This window comes from Kaistia sp. 32K, assembly GCF_016629525.1.
Classification (GTDB): domain Bacteria; phylum Pseudomonadota; class Alphaproteobacteria; order Rhizobiales; family Kaistiaceae; genus Kaistia.
In genome coordinates this window covers 1,000,871-1,020,548 of sequence record NZ_AP024269.1, presented here as the reverse complement: position 1 = coordinate 1,020,548, position 19,678 = coordinate 1,000,871, and the positions used below count along the sequence as shown (strand labels likewise).

Genomic DNA, 19,678 nt, shown 5'->3' with positions numbered 1-19,678 from the left:
TTCGATGTGTTCTTGTCGTTGTGGTAGCGCAGACCTACGTCCGGGAACAGCGCGGTCAACCTACAAGGTGTTCTCATGAAAATCGGCATTATCGGCGTCGGCGCAATCGGCGGGCATTTGGCGCGCTCCCTGGCCGCGAAAGGGCATGAGGTCAGGGTTGCCAACTCGCGTGGCGCGGATGCGGTCCGGGAATTCGCCAAGGCGGCCGGAGCCAGCGCGACCGATGTCTCCGGCGCCGTCGACGGCGTCGATGCGGTCATCATTTCCATTCCATTCTCGGCCATTGCGAAACTGCCGCGAGGGTTGTTCGCCAATCTCCGGGAGGGCGTGCCGGTGATCGATACCGGCAACTACTATCCCGTCCTGCGCGATCCCCCGGTGGAGGAGATCGAAGCCGGGAAGACCGAAAGCGTGTGGGTGGCGGAACAGCTCGGCCGCCCCATCATCAAGGCTTTCAACAGCATCTTCGCCGCCTCCCTCGCCGAAAAGGGAAAGCCCGCCGGCGCCAGAAACCGCGTGGCGCTCGCCGTCGCGGGGGACACTCCCGAGGAGAAGCGGGTTGCCATGGGGCTGGTGGACCAGGTCGGCTTCGATCCGCTCGATGCGGGCAGCCTGCAGGACTCCTGGCGTCAGCAGCCCAATACCCCGGCCTATTGCACGGACTATGGCCTGAGCGATCTGCGCCGCGCGCTCGCTTCGGCGGTCGAGGGCGCGGCGCCCGCGAAGCGAGCCGAATTCGTCGCCAACATTCAGAAGATCTTCGCGGAGAACCCGACGAACGACGAGCGGGTCGCCCTCGCGCGCCGGGAAACCCCGATCACGGCCTAGGCCGGCTAGCCGGGGGCGTCTGTTCAGGACGCGCCTCGGGAACATCCGGGACGGCCCGCCTATGGCGGCCGTCCCGCAATGCTCCGGCCAACGCGCCTCGCGGCAAACAGCCTCACCGCCCTGACACTTATGTGATCGCGACCACCTTTGCCGGCTCTGCGCGATGTGAGAGGTTGCGCGCGTGAAACTTCGGTCCCTCCTCCCCCGGCTGCTCTCGATCCTGGCGGTCCTCGGCCTTCTGACCGCTCCGATCGCTGTGCCCTCGGCCGCGGCGATGACGGCTGTCGAGACCATGACGACCGCCGAGCCGATGGCGGCGATGGAGGACATGCCGGCTATGGAAGCGATGGCCGGCATGACGGACGGCATGCCGTGCTGTCCTGAGCAGAAGCAGTCGCTGCCGGATTGCCAGAAGGCGTGCCCGCTGGCGATCCTTTGCCTCGCCAAATGTTTCCCGAACGCGCCGGTGGTCGGCGCATCGACGCCGGCGATCCCTATGCCGGTCGCCGTGCTCGTGCCGTCGAATGACGCCGCGCGCGATCCCTGGGCCGAACCGCCCCCGCCACGACCGCCCAGAACCTGAGTTCATCGTCGGCTCGATTTTGAGCCGCCTGTCGCCGCGCGGCCGACCGCCGCGCGGAGAAGCGCCGTGGCTTGTCGCCATGGCCCAGCCGCGCGCCTGCGCGGATCACGATGAACCTGGGTATTGAACCATGACGTTTTCCATGAAGCACGCCGCCGCCGCGGCGGTGATCGGTCTTGCGGCTTTTTCCACCAGCGCGTGGGCCGGGATCGAGGACTACGAGTTCCAGCTCGTCCAGCCCGAAATCAAGCAGGGCAACGCGGCCGAGATCGATGTCCGCCTGATCGACAAGCGGTCCGGCAAGACCGTGCCGGACGCGGTGATCTTCGCGCAGCGCGTGGATATGGCGCCCGACGGAATGGAGATGATGGCCATGCCGATCGAAGCGCTGCCTTCGACCGAGCCCGGCATCTATCGCTTCAAGGCTGAGATCTCGATGGCAGGCGGATGGCGCCTGTCGCTCGGCGCCAAGGTGCAGGGCGAGACCGGCACCGTCAACAGCAAGCTCGTGTTCAAGGCTGTCCCGTGAGCCGCGCTGGCCGAACCGGCCTCACCCTCGCCGCCATTCTGGCGGCGGGGGCTGGCGGCTATTGGGCTGGGCATCGCGATCTCGCGCTGCCTGACCCTTCGTGGCTCCGCGCCGTCCCCTGGCTCGAAAGAGCCGTGCCCCCGGCGAAAGCCGAACCGGCGCCATCCGGGCCTGTCCTCTACTACCGCGATCCCGACGGAAAGCCCGCCTATTCCGCCGCACGGAAAAAGACGGCGGATGGCCGGGACTTCCTGGCCATCCATGCCGGCCAGGATGCGAACTTCGACGAACAACCGGCGCCCCCGAAGGTCGCGGTGGCGCCGGCCGACAGCGACGCCAAGCGCGTGCTCTATTACCGCAACCCGATGGGCCTGCCGGACACCTCGGCGACGCCGAAGAAGGATTCGATGGGGATGGACTACATCCCTGTTTATGAGGGCGACAATGACGACGGCTCGTCGGTCAAGGTCTCGCCGGGCCGGCTGCAGCGGACGGGGGTGAGGACGGAGGCGGCCGCCGAACGGGTGATCGTCAATCCGGTGCGCGTACCGGGCGTGGTGCAGCTCGACGAACGGCGGGTGACGGTGGTCTCGACGCGCTCGGACGCCTTCATCAACGCGGTCGCGAACGTCACGACCGGCGACCGCATCACCAGGGGCCAGGCCCTGCTCCAGCTCTATTCGCCCGAGGTCGCGGCGGCCGGGGCGCAGTTCCTGACCGACCTCAGCAGCGGCGGGCGGGACCGGGCCCTCGGTGGCGCCCGCCAGCGGCTCGAAAATCTCGGCGTTCCCGCCGAAGCGATCGCCGAGATCGAGCGGACACGGAAACTGCCGCTCTCGATCACCTGGCCGGCGCCACGCGACGGCATCGTGCTTCAGCGCAGCGCCGTCGAAGGCATGAAGGCGGCGCCCGGCGATGTCCTCTTCCGCCTCGCCGACGTCTCGACGGTCTGGGTCGTCGCCGACGTGCCCGAGTACCAGCTCGGCGCCGTCGAGGTCGGGGCTACAGCCACGATCCGGCTGCGCAGCCGGCCGGGCGAAAGCTTCAGCGGCCGGGTCGCGCTGATCTATCCGCAGGTGGCAGCCGATACCCGCACGACCAAGGTGCGTATCGAAATCCCGAACCCGGACGGCGTCCTGCTGCCGGACATGTATGCCGATGTCGAGATCGCCAGCGGCAGCGGCAGGAAGGTCGTCTCCGTGCCCGACAACGCGGTGATCGACACCGGCGACCGGCAGATCGTCATCGTGGACAAGGGCGACGGCCGCTTCGAGCCGCGCGAGGTCCGGATCGGCCAGCAGGGCGGCGGCCTCGTCGAAATCCGCTCCGGGATCGCCGCCGCCGATAAGGTCGTCGTCGCGGCGAACTTCCTGATCGACGCCGAGAGCAATCTGAAGGCCGCGCTGAACGGCATGACAAGCGCGGAGGCAACGCCATGATCGCCCGGCTGATCGCGTGGTCCGCACGCAACCTCGTCCTGATCTTCGTCGGCACGGCCTTCGCCGTCGCCGCCGGGCTCTATGCCCTGAAGACGCTGCCGCTCGACGCCATCCCCGATCTCTCGGACGTGCAGGTCATCGTCTACACCGACTATCCCGGCCAGGCGCCGCAGGTTGTCGAGGACCAGGTCACTTACCCGTTGTCGACGGCGATGCTGACCGTGCCGAAATCGAAGGTGGTGCGTGGTTTCTCCTTCTTCGGCGTCTCCTTCGTCTATGTGATCTTCGAGGACGGCACGGATCCCTACTGGGCCCGGAGCCGCGTGCTCGAATACCTGAACGCCGCGGCACAGCGCCTGCCGCAGGGCGTGGCGCCCGTCCTCGGGCCGGATGCGACCGGCGTCGGCTGGGTCTATCAATATGCCGTCGTCGCCAAGGAAATGACGCTGGCCGAGCTGCGGTCGCTGCAGGACTGGGTCGTGCGCTATGGCGCGTCCAAGGCGGAGGGCGTCGCGGAGGTCGCCAGCGTCGGCGGCTTCGTGAAGCAGTACAACATCGTCGTCGATCCGCTGCGGCTGCGCGCCCAGGGCATCTCGCTCGCCATGGTCCGCGACGCGGTCCGGGCCAGCAACCGCGACGTCGGCGGCCGCACGCTCGAGCTCTCCGAGTTCGAATTCATGGTGCGCGGCCGTGGCTATATCCGATCGCAGGCCGACATCGAGAACATCGTGCTCAAGACCGCCGAGGGTGTGCCGTTGCGGCTGCGCGACGTCGCCCGCGTCGAGATCGGGCCGGACGAGCGGCGCGGCATCACCGAGCTGAACGGCGAAGGCGAGGTGGCGAGCGGCATCGTGCTGCAACGCTTCGGCGCCAACGCCCTCACGGTGATCGACAACGTCAAGCAGCGCCTCGCCGACATCGCCGGCAGCCTGCCGAAGGGCGTCGAGATCGTGCCCGTCTATGACCGCTCGCATCTGATCGAGGCGGCGATCGAAACGCTGAAAGGAACGCTCTTCGAGGAAAGCATCATCGTCGCGCTCGTCTGCGTCGTCTTCCTGCTGCATCTGCGGAGCGCGCTGGTCGCCATCCTGATGCTGCCGGTCGGCATCCTGATCGCCTTTGCCGCGATGCGGGCGATCGGGCTCGGCTCCAACATCATGAGCCTCGGCGGCATCGCGATCGCGGTCGGCGCCATGATCGACGCCGCCATCGTCATGATCGAGAACGCGCACAAGCATCTCGAGCGGGCCGAGCCCGGCCAATCGCGCGTGCAGATCCTGATCGAGGCGGCGAGCGAGGTCGGGCCGGCGCTGTTCTTCAGCCTGCTGATCATCACGGTGTCCTTCCTGCCGATCTTCACGCTGGAATCGCAGGAGGGGCGGCTGTTCGGCCCGCTTGCCTTCACCAAGACCTTCGCCATGGCCGCCTCGGCGCTGCTTTCGGTGACGCTCGTGCCGGCGCTGATGGTGATCTTCGTGCGCGGGAAAATCGTTCCGGAACACAGGAACCCGATCAACCGCCTCCTGATCTGGATCTATCGCCCGGTGATCCGGGGCGTGCTGCGGGCCAAGACGCTGACCATCGTGCTGGCGCTGGTCGTGCTCGGCATTTCCGTCTGGCCGGCGCGCCAGCTCGGCTCCGAGTTCATGCCGAGCCTCAACGAAGGCACGCTGATGTACATGCCGACGACCCTGCCGGGGATCTCGGTCACCCGGGCGACGGAACTGCTGCAGATGCAGGACCGCATCATCAAGTCGTTCCCGGAGGTCGAGAGCGTCTATGGCAAGGCAGGGCGGGCCGAGACGGCGACCGACCCGGCTCCGACGGAGATGTTCGAGACGATCATCAACCTGAAGCCCAAGGCGCAATGGCGAGCGGGCGTGACCATCGACAGCCTCAAGGCCGAGATGGACAAGGCGCTGCAGTTTCCGGGCGTCTCGAACGCCTGGACCATGCCGATCCGCGCCCGCATCGACATGCTGTCGACAGGCATACGCACGCCGGTCGGAGTCAAGGTGTTCGGCCCGGATCTCCGCGAGATGGAGAAGATCGCGCGCGAGATCGAGGCGGCGCTGAAGACCGTGCCGGGGACCTCCAGCGCCTATGCCGAGCGCGTCATCGGCGGCTACTATCTCGACATCGTGCCCGACCGCGAGGCGCTCGGCCGCTACGGGCTCGCCGTCAGCGACGTCCAGGACGTCATCGCCACCGCGCTCGGCGGCGAGACGGTCACGACGACGGTCGAAGGCCGCGAGCGCTACGGGGTCAACATCCGCTATCCACGCGATCTGCGCTCGAACCCCGGGGCAATCGAGGCGGATGTGCAGGTGCCCCTGCCCGGCGGCGGCGCGGTGCCGCTCGGCGCGGTCGCCAAGGTCGAGCGCACCCGCGGCGCCACCTCGATCCGCACCGAGAATGGCCAGCTCGCGACCTATATCTTCGTCGACATCAATGGGAGGGATCTCGGCGGCTATGTCGCGGACGCGCAGAAGGCCGTCGCGGAGCGGGTGACGCTGCCGCCCGGCTATACGGTCGGCTGGAGCGGCCAGTTCGAATATCTTCAGCGGGCCGAGGCGCGCATGAAGATCGTCGTGCCGGTCACGCTGATGATCATCTTCCTGCTGCTCTACCTGAACTTCCGCGCCCTGACCGAGACGCTGATCGTCATGCTGTCCCTGCCGTTCGCGCTGGTCGGCGGGGTCTGGCTGATGTGGTGGCTCGGCTTCAACATGTCGGTCGCCGTTGCCGTCGGCTTCATCGCGCTCGCCGGCGTCGCCGCTGAGACCGGTGTCGTCATGCTCATCTACCTCGACCAGGCGATGGCCGAGGTGAAGCGGGAACGCGCCGCAGAAGGGCGCACCTTCAGCCGCGCCGACCTCTATGAGGCGGTGATGCTCGGGGCGGTGGAGCGGGTTCGGCCCAAGATGATGACGGTCGTCGCCATCATGGCCGGGCTGGTGCCGATCCTGTGGAGCACGGGGACCGGTTCCGAGATGATGCAGCGCATCGCCGTCCCCATGATCGGCGGCATGATCTCGTCGACGGCCCTGACGCTGGTGGTGATCCCGGCGATCTATGCGCTGATCAAGGGATGGCGGCTGCCGGCGACGTCCGCCGCCGAGCCGGTGGCGGCAGAGCCCACCGCAGCGGCGCTTGGGGCGGCAGCAGAATGAAGGCAACTGCCGGAACGACCCCATGACGACCGGCAGCGGCAGGAACGGCTCCCCCTCGGGGGAGCCGTTCTCCGCGCATCAGAGGGACGACCTGCGCCCGAAGGAGCTCAGGCGGAGGCCGGCTTCAGCTTCGCCTGCTCGAGCGACCAGTACTCCATGTCGAAGAGGTCCGGCTCCGAGATCGGCGTGAAGCGGCCATAGGCCTCCGCGGCGTTCATGACGCGGGTCGACTGCTCGATCAGGTCGCCGGCGATCTTCGCCGCCTTGGCATTGGCGCCGAGTCCGAACATGCCCTCGCCCCGGATGAGCACGACGCGCGGATAGGCGTCGAGCATGGTCTTCGGCTCGGCGGCCTTGGCGGCGTTGCGCTCGAAATAGGCGGTGTAGCGCTCGATGAAGCCGGCGAGCGCCGCGTCGATGTCTACCTCCGAGGCATCGGCATCGAGGATCAGCGGGAACGGCTTGATGCGGATGACGTGGTCGGGCGTGACCGTGCCGCGCAGCGCGATATCCTCGACATCGGGCTTCGCTGCGTGCTTGCGGATCGCCGGCGTCGAGCGGTAGTCGAGCGAAAGGCCCTTGGCGAAGGGCGATCCGGCGCGGGTCAGCGCTGCGGTCAATCGCTCGACCAGCGCCGGATCGGCGTCGCGGTCGCTTGGCTGCGGACCTTCGAGCGTCACGCCGGCGCGGGCGAGTTCCTGTTCGGCTAGGGTGGTGAATTCGATCATCAGCTCATAGGCGCCCTCAGCCGTATCGGCGAAGCTGAACAGGCCGTGGTTCTCGAGCCAGAGGCCCTCGCAGCCGGGATGGTCGCGATAGACCTTGTCGCCCTCGATCGAGAGGTCGAAGCCGGGCATGACATAAGGGACCCAGGCGAGCCGGTCGCCATAGATGCGCTTCACCGTCTCGCGCATGTCGGGCTGGTTGGCGAGCGCCAGCGCCGCGGTCGCATGCGTATGGTCGACGAAACGGAAGGGCAGGAAGGCGTGCAGCAGCGCCTCGACCGAGGGGTTGGGCGAGGCCGGATCGAGCAGGGCTGAGCGCAGCAGCGCCACCATCTCGGGATCCGAAAGCTTGCCGCCGTCGCGCGCGGCGAGAAGCGGCTCCATCCGTACCGCCGGCAGGCCCGGCGCCTCGATCGTGTCGAGGTCCCAGCCGCTGCCCTTGATGTGCATGATCTCCTGGCCGTCCTCGCCCGTCACCTTGGCCGAGGTATTGCCGCCGCCATGCAGCACGAGATCCGGATCCTGGCCGATGATGCGCGACGTGTAGATGCGAAGCCCGAGCGCCTCGCTCTGGCCGGCGGCAAGGGCTGCCTCAATGAAACGATTGGCCTCGTCGCCGTTCCAGCGGCTTTGCATGGGTCAGGATCCGTCTGTTCTGGAGAAGTGGATCGGGCGGCTCCAGGTGGAGCCGCCCGCATGGAGTGCGCGATCAGAAGTCGAAGTTGCCGATGTTGTCCTTGGTGAACACGGTCCGCTCCGGCAGCAGGATGATGCCGTTGCCGTCGGCTTCGAATTCATAACCCTGGACGCTGTTCGGCGAGACCTCGATGGTGCCGATGCCCGGGATGTCGAGCTTGTCGCCGACCTTCATCTTGCCGTTCTTCAGCACGTGCTCGGCGACATGGACCGAGATCTTGCCCTGCTGGGTGACGTCCCAGAGGCCGAAGCGCTTGATCGTGCCGCGCTCGACATAGGGGCGCATCACGTTCGGCGTCGAGAAGCCGACGATGTTGACGCCGTCGGCGCGCTTCAGGTTTTCGGCGGCCTGGGCGGCGGCCGGCAGGGCGTTGGCATCAGGTGCGATGATGATGTCGAGGTCGGGGTAGGTCTGCAGGATGCTCTCGGCCGTCTGCAGCGACTTCTGCGCATCATTGTAGCCATACTGGGTGGTGACGATCTCCCAGCCCGGATGCTCCTTGGCGATCTTCGCCTTGGCGGCTTCGGCCCAGGCGTTCTGGTCGGTCACGGTCGGGCTCGAATAGAAGAACGCCACCTTGGCCTTCTCCTTGGTCACGCCCTCCGCCGCCATGTCGACCAGCAGGCCGCCGAGCTGATCCGGCGTGCCCTGGTTGATGTAGTAGCTGCGGCAATCCGGATTGACGTCGCTGTCCCAGGTCATGACCAGCACGCCGCGATCCATGGCGCGCTTCAGGGCCGGGCAGAGGCCGTCGGGCGACACGGACGACACGACGATCGCGTTGTAGCCCTGGTTGACGTAGTTGTTGATGAACTGCACCTGCGCCGAGACGCTCGGCTCCGTCGGGCCGTCATAGGTCACCTTGGCGCCGACTTCCTCGCCGGCCTTGACCGCGCCGGCGCCGCCGCTGGTGAAGAAGCCGACGCCGACCAGCTTCGGAATGAAGGCGATCTGGGATTCGGCCTGCGCCGCGCCCGAGGCGAACATCGTGCCCGCCAGCAGCGTCGCCGCCATCAGACCGGACTTCAGGAATTTCATCGTCATTGTCGTTTCCTCCTCAAAATGCCGCCGCCCGATCGTTTCGCTTCTGTCGGGTGACAGCGATGAAATCGGCCAGCAATGCGCTCCCGTGGCGCAATGCGACCGCCGCAACCAGCAAACCTCCCGAAAGTGCGCTGGAAATCTGGCTTGGAACCCCGCTCGCCTGCAGGCCCTGCTGCAGGTAGCCGATGACGAACGTCGCGAGCAGCGTGCCGAGGATCGAGCCCTGGCCGCCATAGATCGACGCGCCGCCGAGCACGGCCGCCGTCACCGCCGGCAGCAGCGTCGAGGCGCCGAGATCGACGCGGGCGGAGCCGAAATAGGCCGACATGACGAGGCCGGCGATCGCGGCGCAGACGCCGGTGATGACGTAGGTGATCGTCTGGGTCGTGGCGACCGAAAGGCCGGAATAGCGCGCGGCTTCCGCCGACTGGCCGATCAGGAACACGGCGCGGCCGAAGCGGGTGAAGTGCAGCAGTACGACGAGGACGGCGGCGAGGCCGAGGAAGACGGCGAGCGGCGCCGGCAGGCCGAGGAACTCGGCATAGCCGAACGACGTGAAGCTCGGCGGGAAATTGCCGATGCCCTCATAGCCACCGGCGCCGACGACGCCGGAGAGCACGGTCGCCGCGCCCTGGAACAGATAGAGGCTGCCGAGCGTCACCACGAGCGGCTGGATCTTCGACAGGTGGATGACGGTGGCGTTCAGGAGACCGGCGAGCGCGCCGGCGAGGAGCGAGAGCCCGATCGCCAGCGGCAGCGGCAGCCCGAAGAAGTTGGAGACGCCGAAGACGATGGCGCAGAGGCCGATCGCCGAGGCGAAGGAGACGTCGATGCCGCCGGCGATGATGACCAGCGTCAGCGGCAGCGCCACGATGCCGATCTGGACGAAGTCCGACGTGCCGTAGACGAGGTTGCCGACATTCAGGAAGCGCGGATTGATGAAGCCGAACACGGCGAGCTCGGCGACGAGCATCAGGAAGAGCGCCGCTTCCCAGCGGAAGAACACGTTTTTCATCGGCTTGCCTCCGCCAGCAGGGTCTTTTCGGCAGTCTTGTCGGCCCCGCCCTGCGGCGAGCGGGCATGCACGGCGTAGCGGCGGGCGCGGATGCGCCGGTCGATCAGCAGGCGGATGCGTCCGTCGAGCAGCAGCACGATCAGGAGGATCGCGCCGGCGATGAAGTCGTTCCAGAAGGCCGGGATCTTCAGGAACACCAGCGCGCTGTCGATCGAGGTCAGGAAGATCGCGGCGGTGAAGACGCCGGCGACCGAGCCGCTTCCGCCGAGCAGGCTGACGCCGCCGAGCACGTTGACGGCGATCGCCTTCAGCTCGACACCGTTGCCGGCCTGGTTCGGGATGAAGCCGATCTGCGCCGCGAAGATCAGTCCGGCGATCGCAGCACAAGCGCCAGACGCCACGAAGGCGGTGAACTGCACGCGCCGGACCGGCACGCCGAGATGGTGGGCGGCGTCGCGATTGTCGCCGACGGCGTAGAAATAGCGGCCAAACCGGGTTCGGCGCAGAAAGATCCAGGCGAGAACGAAGAGCGCCAGCACGGTGACGGTCAGGACCGAGACGCCGAAGCCGATGCTCCCCGCCAGCGCCTTCAGATCCTGCGGCAGACCCTCGATCCAGCGGCCGCCGGTCTGGATCAGCATGATGCCGCGATAGAGGCCGAGCGTGCCGAGCGTCGCGACGATCGAGGGGATGCGGAGATAGGCGACGAGCAGGCCGTTGACGGCGCCGGCGACGATGCCGGTCAGGATGCAGAGCGCGATCGCGAGCGGCAGGCTGACGCCGGCATTCAGCGACAGGCCGAGCGTCGCGGCGCTCAGGCCGAGGATGGAGCCGCTGGAGACGTCGATGTTGCGGGTCAGGATCACCAGCATGGTGCCGAGCGAGATCAGCAGCAGCACGAGGCTGTTCGACAGGATCACCGAGGCGGTCGCGGCAGACAGGTAGCCGGGCGCCGCGAAGCCGAGCGCCAGGCAGGCGACCGCCATGACCAGCACCAGCATGATGACGCGGTTGCGCGCGACGAGATTAAGCATGGGCCTGCTCCCCCGCGCCGAATGCCAGGCGGGCAATCGCGTCGACGCTGATGTTCTCGGTGAGTTCGCCGCCGAGCTGGCCGAAGGCCATGACCGTGACGCGGTCGGCGAGCAGCTCGATCTCGTCGAAATCGGACGAGATCAGGATGACGGCGACGCCGTCGGCCGCGAGCTGGCGGATCAGGGCGTAGATGTCGTTGCGCGCCGCCACGTCGACGCCCCGGGTCGGTTCGTCGAGCACCAGCACCTTGGGCTTGGCCGACAGGCACTTCGACATCAGCACCTTCTGCTGGTTGCCGCCGGAGAGCGCCTTCGCCGATTGGCCGGGGCCGGTGCACTTGATGCCCATGCTCTGGCGGAAACCGTTGAAGAGGCCGCGCTCGCGGCCCGGCCGCAGGAAGAAAGGCAGGCGGTGGATCAGGTAGGACGACGTGTTCCAGTAGAGCGGCGCGTCGAGGAACAGGCCGTTCTGCTGGCGGTCTTCCGGCAGGTAGACAAGGCCGGCATCGATGCAGCGGCGCGGCGAGCGATTGGCGAGCTCGACGCCGTCGAGCGTGACCGAGCCGGCGCTCTGGCGGCGCAGGCCGAACAGGGTTTCGGAGAATTCCGTGCGGCCGGCGCCGACGACGCCGGCGAGCCCCAGCACCTCACCGGCGCGGACCTGCAGGCTGATGTCGCGAAACCCCTCCCCGCTCAGCTTGCGCACCGAAAGGCGCACGGCGCCGCTGTCGGCGCCCCGCTTTGCGGGAGCCGCGACCGGCGCGGCGCCGGTGGCGACGCGGCTCATCGCATCGATGATCTCCGCGTCGGTATAGCTGTCGAGCGGGCCGCTGAGCACGACGGCGCCGTCACGAAGCACGCTGATCGTGCCGCAGATCTCGCGGATTTCGCGCAGCTTGTGCGAGATGAAGAAGATGCCGACGCCCTGGGCCTGGAGCTTGCGGACGCGCTGGAAGAGCGCATGCACCTCGAAGGGCGTCAGCGCGGAGGTCGGCTCGTCGAGGATCAGGACGCGCGCTTCGCGGATCAGGCCGCGCAGGATCTCGACGATCTGCCGTTCGGCGATCTCCAGCGTCGCCGCCTGCGCATCGAGGTCGAGTGTGACGCCGAGGTCTTCGACAAGCTGCTCGACCCGCTTGCGCAGCGCGCGCGGCGAAGGGCGCAGGCCGAGGCAGATATTCTCCAGCACCGACTGGTTGCCGAGGATGTGCGCTTCTTGCGGCACCAGATAGAGGCCGAGCTGCTGCGCGAGGGCCGGCGACGCGTGGGTCAGTGTCTCGCCGTTGATCTCGATCGAGCCGGCATTCGCCGGCACGAGGCCGGACATGATCTTCATCAGCGTGGATTTGCCGGCGCCGTTGCCGCCCAGAAGCGCATGCACCTCGCCCTGCCGCAACGCCAGCGAAACCCCCTTCAGGACCGGAACGGGACCGTAGGATTTCCATATGCCGGTGAGCTGAGCAGCCCTCCCGGCCGCCATATCCGCAGTCATTCCGCACCTGTTCAGATGTCTCTTGTTCCTTTCAAGTGATCATAAGAATCGGAGGGCGTCAATATGGTCAAACTGGGAGTCGCCGTGGCGCATCTGGCATATTGCGCTGCAATATCGCGGTTTTGCTGGATTTATGGCAGCTCCAGACGAGCTGGCGAGCCGGCGAAAGTCGCTCTGTTGACGTATCAAATGTTTTTGCGTTATCGATGTGATCACAAGTCGCGAGAAGGGAAGCTCGGCGTATGGCCATCGAAAGCAACGAGTGGAGCTATGGCGATGCCGACGAGGAGATCCTCACGCGCATCGCCTGGTACTATTACAATGACGGCCTGACCCAGAACGAGATCGGCGAAAAGCTGAGCATGTCGCGCATCAAGGTGTCGCGCCTGCTCGAGAGCGGCCGCCGTTCCGGCATCATCCAGGTCCGCATCAACTCGCGCTATCAGGGTTGCCTGTCGCTCGAGCGCGAGATCAAGAGCCGCTACGGCCTGCTCGAGGCCTATGTCGTGCCGGAGCTGCCGGAACAGAGCGCCAGCGACCGGCTCGGCCAGGCGGCGGCGCAGTTCCTCATGCAGCGCCTGCAGCCCGACGATCTTCTCGCCGTCGGCTGGGGCGCCACTGTCAGCAACGCCATCCAGCGCCTCGGCCATCTCGCCAACGAGCGCAATATCGGCCTGGTCAGCCTGACCGGCGGCGTCGGCACCTATGTCGACGGCATGCGCACGGCGAACTGGGGCAGCAGCGTCCACCTGGTGCCGGCCCCGCTGGTCGTGCGCGATCCGGATGTTGCGAAAAACCTTTCGTCCGAGCCCGCCGTCGCCAACCTGCTCGACATGGCGCTGAACGCTTCCTACCAGCTGGTCGGCATCGGCGAGCTCTCCGGCACGTCGACCGTGGTGCGCTCCGGCTATGTGAGGCCGGACGAGATCGAGCCGCTGCGCCGCAAGGGCGCCGCCGGCGACATCCTCTGCCAGTTCTTCAACGACAAGGGCGAAGTGCTCGATCTGCAGCTGCATGACCGCGTCATCGGCGTGAAGCTCGCGGCGCTTTCGCGCGCCGAGAAGGTCGTCGCGGCGGCCGGCGGCCTGGAAAAGGTGCCGGCCATCCATGCCGCGCTCAAGGGGAAGTTCGTCGGCATCCTGATCACGGATGAAACGACGGCGCTGGGTCTGATGGACCTCAAGGACTAGGGAGAGAGTAATGGCGGGGACGTATCTTCTGGCGGTCGACGCCGGAACCGGGAGCGGCCGTGCGGTCGTCTTCGATGCGGCAGGCAACCAGATCGCGGCGGCCCAGCACGAATGGTGGCACAAGCCCGACCCGCGCTTTGAGGGCTCGATGGATTTCGACATCGAGGGCAACTGGGCCCATCTCGCCCGCGCCATCCGCCAGGCGATCGCCAGCGCCGGCATTTCGGCCGGCGACATCGCCGCCGTCAGCGCCACCAGCATGCGCGAGGCGCTGGTCGTCTACGACGCCGGGGGCCGGGAAATCTGGGCCTGCGCCAATGTCGACAGCCGCTCGAACAGCGAAGTGCGCGAGCTGAAGCTCGCCTTTCCCGAGCTCGAGGCCCGCCTCTACCAGCACACCGGCCAGACCTTCGCGCTCGGCGCGCTGCCGCGCCTGCTCTGGCTGAAGCGCAACCTGCCTGAAATCTATGACCGCATGCACCGGATCAGCATGCTGTCGGACTGGGTGCTGGCGCGGCTCTCGGGCGTTCTCGTCAGCGAGCCCTCCAATGCCGGCACGACGGGCCTGTTCGATCTTCGCGAGCGCAAATGGTTGCCGGAGGCGATGCGCTGGGCCGACATGCGCGACGACATCTTCCCGGAGACGGTCGAACCCGGCGTGGTGATCGGCAACGTGACCGCAGCCGCCGCCGAAGCGACCGGGCTGCGGGCCGGCACCCGCGTCGTCGCCGGCGGCGGCGACTGCCAAATCGGCTCGGCCGGGCTCGGCGTCGTCAACAAGGGCGATTGCGCGGTGCTTGGCGGCACGTTCTGGCAGCAGATCGTCAATGTCGACCAGACGCTGACCGATCCGTCGATGAACCTGCGCATCAACCCGCATGTCGTCGCCGGCCTCAACCAGGCGGAGGCGATCAGCTTCTTCGTCGGCGTGGTCATGCGCTGGTTCCGCGACAGCTTTGGCGCGGCGGAGGTGGCCGCGGCCGGCGCCGACGGCGATGCCTATGCGCGGCTCGAGGCGCAGTCGGCGCATATCCCGCCCGGCGCCTATGGCATCATTCCGGTGTTCTCCGACGTGATGCGCTACGGCAAGTGGTACCACGCGGCGCCGTCGCTCCTGAACCTCTCGATCGATCCGGAAAAATCCGGCAAGGCGGCGATCTTCCGGGCGCTGCAGGAGAACGCGGCCATCGTCGCGGCGCGCAATCTCGCCGCGATCTTCCAGCTCTCCGGCGTGACGCCGAAGCGGATCGTCTTCGCGGCGGGTGCGGCCAAGTCCGCGCACTGGGCCCAGATCCTGTCGAGCGCCACCGGGCTACCCGTGGTGACGCCTGTGGTGAAGGAAGCAACCGCGCTCGGCTGCGCCGCGGCGGCCGCGATCGGCGCCGGGCTGCAGCGGGACTTCGTCTCCACCGCCGAAAACTGGGTGCGCTGGGACCGGCATTTCGAGCCGGAGCCCGCGCACAAGGCGATCTACGACGAGGCCGGCGAGCGCTGGGCGCGCGCCTATGCGCTGCAGCGGCAGCTCGTCGACGAGGGCGTCACCACGTCGATGTGGAAGGCGCCCGGCCTCTGATTTCACGAAGCGTCGCGCGCCCCGCGCGCGATCTCGATCCATTTGCAAAGGAGTTGTTATGTTCATCCAGATGGTGACCATTTCGGTCAAGCCGGGCCATGCCCACACGTTTCTCGAAGCTTTTCGCATCAACTATGAAGGCACGCGCCGCGAGCCCGGCAATCTGCGCTTCGATGTCCTGCGCGACCCCGACGACGACCACAAGTTCCTGATCTACGAGGTGTTCACGTCCGCCGCCGCGCTCGAGGAGCACCGCCATACGCCGCATTACCGCAAATGCGTCAGCATGCTCGAACCGATCCAGATCGGCCCGCGCTCCAAGACCTTCTACCACGCCGAGATGGCCGACTTCCTGACGGACGCCGTCGCCGGAAATTGATCGGCGGCGACGCGATCCTCGAGCGCACGCGATCGCGTGCGCCTCCCCTCCCCGAGGCTCCGCCGGCGCCACCCACGCCGCCGGCGATCGATCAATTCGATGTGAGTCTCGCCCCTTCCGAAACAATATGACGGTCGCGTCCGTACAAGCTCTGAGGTGAGGGATAGGCCCCCGCCTTGCAGAGTTTCGAGACATGCTGACACGTCGACATATGCTTCAGGCGGGTGCCGCCGGGTTCGCCGCCACCCTCATTCCCGGGCTCGCGTCGTCGGGCCTTGCCCGCGCCGCGGCAATGGCTGATTTCGAGGTGACGCACAGCGAGGCGGAATGGCGCAAGCTGCTGACGCCGGGCCAGTTCGCCGTGCTGCGCCAGGAAGGCACCGAGCGGCCCTTCACCAGCGCGCTGCTGCATGAGGAGCGCAAGGGCCGGTTCGACTGCGCCGGCTGCCAGCTGCCGCTGTTCTCGTCGGAAACCAAATTCGACAGCGGCACCGGCTGGCCGAGCTTCTGGCAACCCCTGCCGCGCGCCGTCAACGAGACCACCGACAAATCCTACGGCGTGACCCGAACCGCCGTCAGCTGCCATCGCTGCGGCGGCCATCTCGGTCATGTCTTCAAGGACGGGCCGGCGCCGACCGGGCTGCGCTACTGCATGAATGGCGTCGCCCTGACCTTCACCGCCGCCTGACCGCCAGCCCGGGAACGTTCTGATGCTTCTGTTCATCCTCGCCTATCTCGGTGGCGCGTTCACCATCCTCAGCCCCTGCATCCTGCCGGTGCTGCCCTTCGTCTTCGCCCGCGCCGACCAGCCCTTCATCCGCAGCGGCCTGCCGCTCCTGGCCGGCATGGCGCTGACCTTCGCGGCGGTGGCGACGCTGGCCGCCGTCGGCGGCAGTTGGGCGGTGCAGGCCAACGAATATGGCCGGATCGCCGCCATCGTTCTGCTGGCGCTCTTCGGCGTCACGCTGCTGTTCCCGTCGCTGGCCGACCGGCTGACCCGGCCGCTGGTGGCGTTCGGCGCACGACTGTCGCAGGCCGCCGACGCGGGATCACGGACCGGCTCCTCGGTGGCGCCGTCCTTCCTGCTCGGCGTCGCCACCGGCCTGCTCTGGGCGCCCTGCGCCGGACCGATCCTCGGCCTGCTCCTGACCGGGGCGGCGCTCAACGGCGCCAATGCCCAGACCTCGCTGCTGCTTCTCGCCTATGCCGCCGGCGCGGCGACGTCGCTGGCGCTGGCGCTGCTGATCGGCGGACGCGTCTTCGCGCTGATGAAGCGCTCGCTCGGCGCCGGCGAATGGATCCGGCGCGGCCTCGGCGTCGCCGTGCTGGTCGGCGTCGGCGCGATCGCGCTCGGCCTCGATACCGGACTCCTGACCCAGGTCTCGCTCGCCAGCACGTCGAGGATCGAGCAGGCGCTGATCGACAAGGTGCGGCCGATGCCGCAGGAGGACACCAAGGACGCCAAGCCTGCCGGCGACACCAATCCCTCCAGCGTCGTGATGATCGGCGAGCCGGCGATGATGCTGTCGGCCAACGCCGAGGCGTCAGGTCCGAGCCTGCCGATCGAGGGAGAATTCCCCTCGCTCGACGGCGCCGTCACCTGGCTGAACTCGCCGCCGCTAACGGCGGAAGGGTTGCGCGGCAAGGTCGTGCTGGTCGATTTCTGGACCTATTCCTGCATCAACTGCCTGCGCTCGATCCCCTATGTCCGCGCCTGGGCCGAAAAATACAAAGATCAGGGGCTGGTCGTCATCGGCGTGCACGCGCCGGAATTCGCCTTCGAAAAGAACGTGGACAATGTCCGCAAGGCGACCCGCGACCTGCAGGTGACCTATCCGGTCGCCGTCGACAATGACTACGCGATCTGGCGGGCGTTCCAGAACCAGTACTGGCCGGCGCACTACTTCATCGACGCCAAGGGCAGGATTCGCCACCACCATTTCGGCGAGGGCGAATATGACGAGTCGGAGCGGGTGATCCAGCAATTGCTGGCCGAAGCCGGTCATGCCGGCGTCTCCAAGACGCTGGTCGACGTCAAGGCGGACGGGGCGGAAGCGGCCGCCGATATGAACAATGTCGCCTCGCCCGAGACCTATGTCGGCTTCGAGCGGGCCGCCAACTTCGCGTCCGACGGCGGCATGCTGCCGGACGAGGCGCGCGCCTATGCGATCGGCCGGCCGCTGCGGCTGAACGATTGGGGCCTGGTGGGCACCTGGTCGGTCGGCGGCGAGCGCGCCACGCTCAACCAGGCCGGCGGCGGCATAAAATACCGCTTCCACGCCCGCGACCTGCATCTGGTGCTGGGCCCCTCGGCCGATGGCAAGCCGGTGCGCTACCGCGTCCGGATCGACGGCAAGGCGCCCGGCGCGGACCATGGCGTCGACGTCGATAACGAGGGCAACGGCACCGTGACCGGCCAGCGGCTCTACCAGCTGGTGCGGCAGGCCGGGCCGGTCATGGACCGCGATTTCGAGATCGAGTTCCTCGATCCCGGCGTCCAGGCCTTCGCCTTCACCTTCGGATAAGGCTTTGTCTGCGGCGCGAGGCTCTCCGTCTCGCGCCGCCGTCACGCATATCGTTCGAGAGCCGCTTCGGCCGCCCTGATCACGGCCCCGCCGGGACCGACGCGCCGCCCCCCTCCCCTTGAATCACCACCCGCAAGCCCGTCACCCCCAGGCGCGCGGACGTTTTCGTACGCCTGCTTCGCTGCGGAACTCGACTTCCCAATAGTCACGTAATAACCGACCACCCACTCCAAGGCGGAAAGTTTCAAATTACGCAGATGAAATGAAATTTGTGACCTTCTTCATCCTCATCCGAAACCCTAAAATCAAATAACAAGGATTGCCAATTCAAGTTTAAATTTCATGGATACGTTATCGTATCTCTGCCGTAAAAGAGGAAAATATGGCTAATCTGTCTCGAAGGAAGTTCTTTGGCTCCGTCGCTGCGACGGCTGTGACGGCGGCGACCTTGTCGGGCGGCGCGGCCACGCAGGTCCGGGCCGAAACGTCGAAGGCAACGGCCGGATCGTCGAAGGCAACGCTTGTGCCGCGCAAATTTCCGTTCCTCCCCAACGACGAGTTCGGCAATTACGAACCAACGATTTCTGCGGACGGAAACACGATCTACTTCGCCCGCTGGGCGAGCCCGGGCGACAAGCGCGTGACGGGACCGTCGGATATCTTCGTCACCCACCGCACCAACACGTCGCGGGAATGGCCGGGCAATGGCGAGGATTGGTCTGCGCCGGAGCGCCTGCCCGATGAGGTCAACAGCGCCTCCACCGATCTGGAGCCGTGGATCTCGGAAGACGGCAACACGCTCTATTTCATGAGCTCGCGCCCGGAAGGCGGCGGCAAGTCCTCGATCTGGGAAACGCACAAGCAGGCGGACGGCGGCTGGACGAAGGCGCAGCTGGTTGCCGGCGGCAACATCAACACCGAGCACGGCAATCACTGCTTCATGCCGTTCGATCTCCCCGGTCAGGTGGCGCAGAAGTCGTTCATTTCCGGCCGCCCGCGTGAAGACGGCGGCCCGTCGGGCGCGGACATCTATACGACGCAGTTCGTCGACGGCGCCTGGCAGCCCGCCAAGCGCTACGAGAGCCGCCTCCTGGATTCGATCGCGCTCAAGTGTCGCCTGAATGTCGTCACCCAGGACGATTTCACGCTCGGCGTCGTCTCGGTCCACGATTTCGGCAAGTTCCACACCCTGCTGTTCGTGCACTACGATCCCACCACGCAGGAGTGGAAGGGACCGGTCGTCGAGGCCCCGTTCAACGACTGGAACATCGACGGCGCCTGCCCGAACTTCCAGCACAATGGCGAGCGGATGATCTGGTCGGCCGGCTATGATCGCGGCCCGGACCTCATCTCCGGCCGGAGCGACGGAGCCGCGGGCGTCTACGACCTGTTCTGGCTCCCGACCAGCGAGATCATCGCCTTCTACAAGGCAAACGCCGGTCTCGCCTGAGG

16 protein-coding genes are annotated in these 19,678 nt (G+C 67.0%); 11 read left to right on the top strand and 5 right to left on the bottom strand.

Annotation, left to right across the window (positions count from 1 at the left end):
• Positions 1–75 precede the first annotated feature (75 nt).
• From K32_RS04405 to K32_RS04385, 5 genes are all read left to right on the top strand, one after another.
• On the top strand, positions 76–828 hold the full coding sequence (locus tag K32_RS04405) for an NADPH-dependent F420 reductase (protein WP_201402865.1): 753 nt from the start codon (positions 76–78) through the stop codon (positions 826–828).
• 181 nt (positions 829–1,009) lie between these two features.
• Positions 1,010–1,411, top strand: coding sequence for a hypothetical protein (locus tag K32_RS04400; protein WP_201402864.1), 402 nt, complete (start codon positions 1,010–1,012; stop codon positions 1,409–1,411).
• Positions 1,412–1,541: 130 nt separating this feature from the next.
• The gene (locus K32_RS04395) at positions 1,542–1,940 is read left to right on the top strand and encodes a FixH family protein (RefSeq protein ID WP_201402863.1); all 399 of its coding nucleotides are present in this window, start codon (positions 1,542–1,544) and stop codon (positions 1,938–1,940) included.
• Positions 1,937–3,379, top strand: a complete 1,443-nt coding sequence (locus K32_RS04390; protein ID WP_244669838.1) for an efflux RND transporter periplasmic adaptor subunit — start codon at positions 1,937–1,939, stop codon at positions 3,377–3,379. Before K32_RS04395 ends, K32_RS04390 begins: the two co-directional genes overlap by 4 nt.
• Complete coding sequence (locus tag K32_RS04385) at positions 3,376–6,552, top strand: efflux RND transporter permease subunit (RefSeq protein WP_201402861.1); 3,177 nt, start codon at positions 3,376–3,378, stop codon at positions 6,550–6,552. The genes K32_RS04390 and K32_RS04385 overlap by 4 nt, the downstream gene beginning before the upstream one ends.
• Before the next feature lie 107 nt (positions 6,553–6,659).
• Here K32_RS04385 and K32_RS04380 read toward each other — a convergent pair whose 3' ends face one another.
• The 5 genes from K32_RS04380 to lsrA form a co-directional block, all read right to left on the bottom strand.
• Complete coding sequence (locus tag K32_RS04380; protein ID WP_201402860.1) at positions 6,660–7,913, bottom strand: class II aldolase; 1,254 nt, start codon at positions 7,911–7,913, stop codon at positions 6,660–6,662.
• Between the two features lie 73 nt (positions 7,914–7,986).
• Complete coding sequence (lsrB, locus tag K32_RS04375; protein WP_201402859.1) at positions 7,987–9,018, bottom strand: autoinducer 2 ABC transporter substrate-binding protein LsrB; 1,032 nt, start codon at positions 9,016–9,018, stop codon at positions 7,987–7,989.
• A gap of 13 nt (positions 9,019–9,031) precedes the next feature.
• Positions 9,032–10,033: an autoinducer 2 import system permease LsrD gene (locus K32_RS04370; protein ID WP_201402858.1), complete on the bottom strand. Its 1,002-nt coding sequence runs from the start codon at positions 10,031–10,033 to the stop codon at positions 9,032–9,034.
• Positions 10,030–11,067, bottom strand: a complete 1,038-nt coding sequence (lsrC, locus tag K32_RS04365) for an autoinducer 2 ABC transporter permease LsrC (RefSeq protein ID WP_201402857.1) — start codon at positions 11,065–11,067, stop codon at positions 10,030–10,032. Before lsrC ends, K32_RS04370 begins: the two co-directional genes overlap by 4 nt.
• Positions 11,060–12,559 carry an autoinducer 2 ABC transporter ATP-binding protein LsrA gene (gene lsrA, locus K32_RS04360; protein WP_201402856.1) on the bottom strand — a complete coding sequence of 500 codons (1,500 nt, stop codon included), beginning with the start codon at positions 12,557–12,559 and terminating at the stop codon, positions 11,060–11,062. The genes lsrC and lsrA overlap by 8 nt, the downstream gene beginning before the upstream one ends.
• Before the next feature lie 242 nt (positions 12,560–12,801).
• Here lsrA and K32_RS04355 point away from each other — a divergent pair, with 242 nt between their 5' ends.
• From K32_RS04355 to K32_RS04330, 6 genes are all read left to right on the top strand, one after another.
• Entirely contained in the window at positions 12,802–13,749 is a 948-nt protein-coding gene (locus K32_RS04355) for a sugar-binding transcriptional regulator (RefSeq protein WP_201402855.1), read from the top strand.
• A 10-nt stretch (positions 13,750–13,759) separates the two neighbouring features.
• Entirely contained in the window at positions 13,760–15,322 is a 1,563-nt protein-coding gene (lsrK, locus tag K32_RS04350) for an autoinducer-2 kinase (protein WP_201402854.1), read from the top strand.
• 58 nt (positions 15,323–15,380) lie between these two features.
• Positions 15,381–15,701 carry an antibiotic biosynthesis monooxygenase gene (locus K32_RS04345; protein WP_201402853.1) on the top strand — a complete coding sequence of 107 codons (321 nt, stop codon included), beginning with the start codon at positions 15,381–15,383 and terminating at the stop codon, positions 15,699–15,701.
• Between the two features lie 193 nt (positions 15,702–15,894).
• Positions 15,895–16,389, top strand: coding sequence for a peptide-methionine (R)-S-oxide reductase MsrB (gene msrB, locus K32_RS04340; protein ID WP_201402852.1), 495 nt, complete (start codon positions 15,895–15,897; stop codon positions 16,387–16,389).
• Positions 16,390–16,411: 22 nt separating this feature from the next.
• On the top strand, positions 16,412–18,226 hold the full coding sequence (locus K32_RS04335; RefSeq protein WP_201402851.1) for a cytochrome c biogenesis protein DipZ: 1,815 nt from the start codon (positions 16,412–16,414) through the stop codon (positions 18,224–18,226).
• 382 nt (positions 18,227–18,608) lie between these two features.
• Positions 18,609–19,676: a PD40 domain-containing protein gene (locus K32_RS04330; RefSeq protein ID WP_201402850.1), complete on the top strand. Its 1,068-nt coding sequence runs from the start codon at positions 18,609–18,611 to the stop codon at positions 19,674–19,676.
• Positions 19,677–19,678: the final 2 nt, after the last annotated feature.

Coding starts and splice junctions, on each gene's coding strand:
- K32_RS04330 (WP_201402850.1), top strand. CDS start 18,609: ATGGCTAATCTGTCTCGAAGGAAGTTCTTTGGCTCCGTCGCTGCGACG.
- K32_RS04395 (WP_201402863.1), top strand. CDS start 1,542: ATGACGTTTTCCATGAAGCACGCCGCCGCCGCGGCGGTGATCGGTCTT.
- K32_RS04335 (WP_201402851.1), top strand. CDS start 16,412: ATGCTTCTGTTCATCCTCGCCTATCTCGGTGGCGCGTTCACCATCCTC.
- K32_RS04355 (WP_201402855.1), top strand. CDS start 12,802: ATGGCCATCGAAAGCAACGAGTGGAGCTATGGCGATGCCGACGAGGAG.
- K32_RS04370 (WP_201402858.1), bottom strand. CDS start 10,033: ATGAAAAACGTGTTCTTCCGCTGGGAAGCGGCGCTCTTCCTGATGCTC.
- lsrK (WP_201402854.1), top strand. CDS start 13,760: ATGGCGGGGACGTATCTTCTGGCGGTCGACGCCGGAACCGGGAGCGGC.
- K32_RS04345 (WP_201402853.1), top strand. CDS start 15,381: ATGTTCATCCAGATGGTGACCATTTCGGTCAAGCCGGGCCATGCCCAC.
- K32_RS04385 (WP_201402861.1), top strand. CDS start 3,376: ATGATCGCCCGGCTGATCGCGTGGTCCGCACGCAACCTCGTCCTGATC.
- K32_RS04380 (WP_201402860.1), bottom strand. CDS start 7,913: ATGCAAAGCCGCTGGAACGGCGACGAGGCCAATCGTTTCATTGAGGCA.
- K32_RS04405 (WP_201402865.1), top strand. CDS start 76: ATGAAAATCGGCATTATCGGCGTCGGCGCAATCGGCGGGCATTTGGCG.
- lsrA (WP_201402856.1), bottom strand. CDS start 12,559: ATGACTGCGGATATGGCGGCCGGGAGGGCTGCTCAGCTCACCGGCATA.
- lsrB (WP_201402859.1), bottom strand. CDS start 9,018: ATGACGATGAAATTCCTGAAGTCCGGTCTGATGGCGGCGACGCTGCTG.
- lsrC (WP_201402857.1), bottom strand. CDS start 11,067: ATGCTTAATCTCGTCGCGCGCAACCGCGTCATCATGCTGGTGCTGGTC.
- msrB (WP_201402852.1), top strand. CDS start 15,895: ATGCTGACACGTCGACATATGCTTCAGGCGGGTGCCGCCGGGTTCGCC.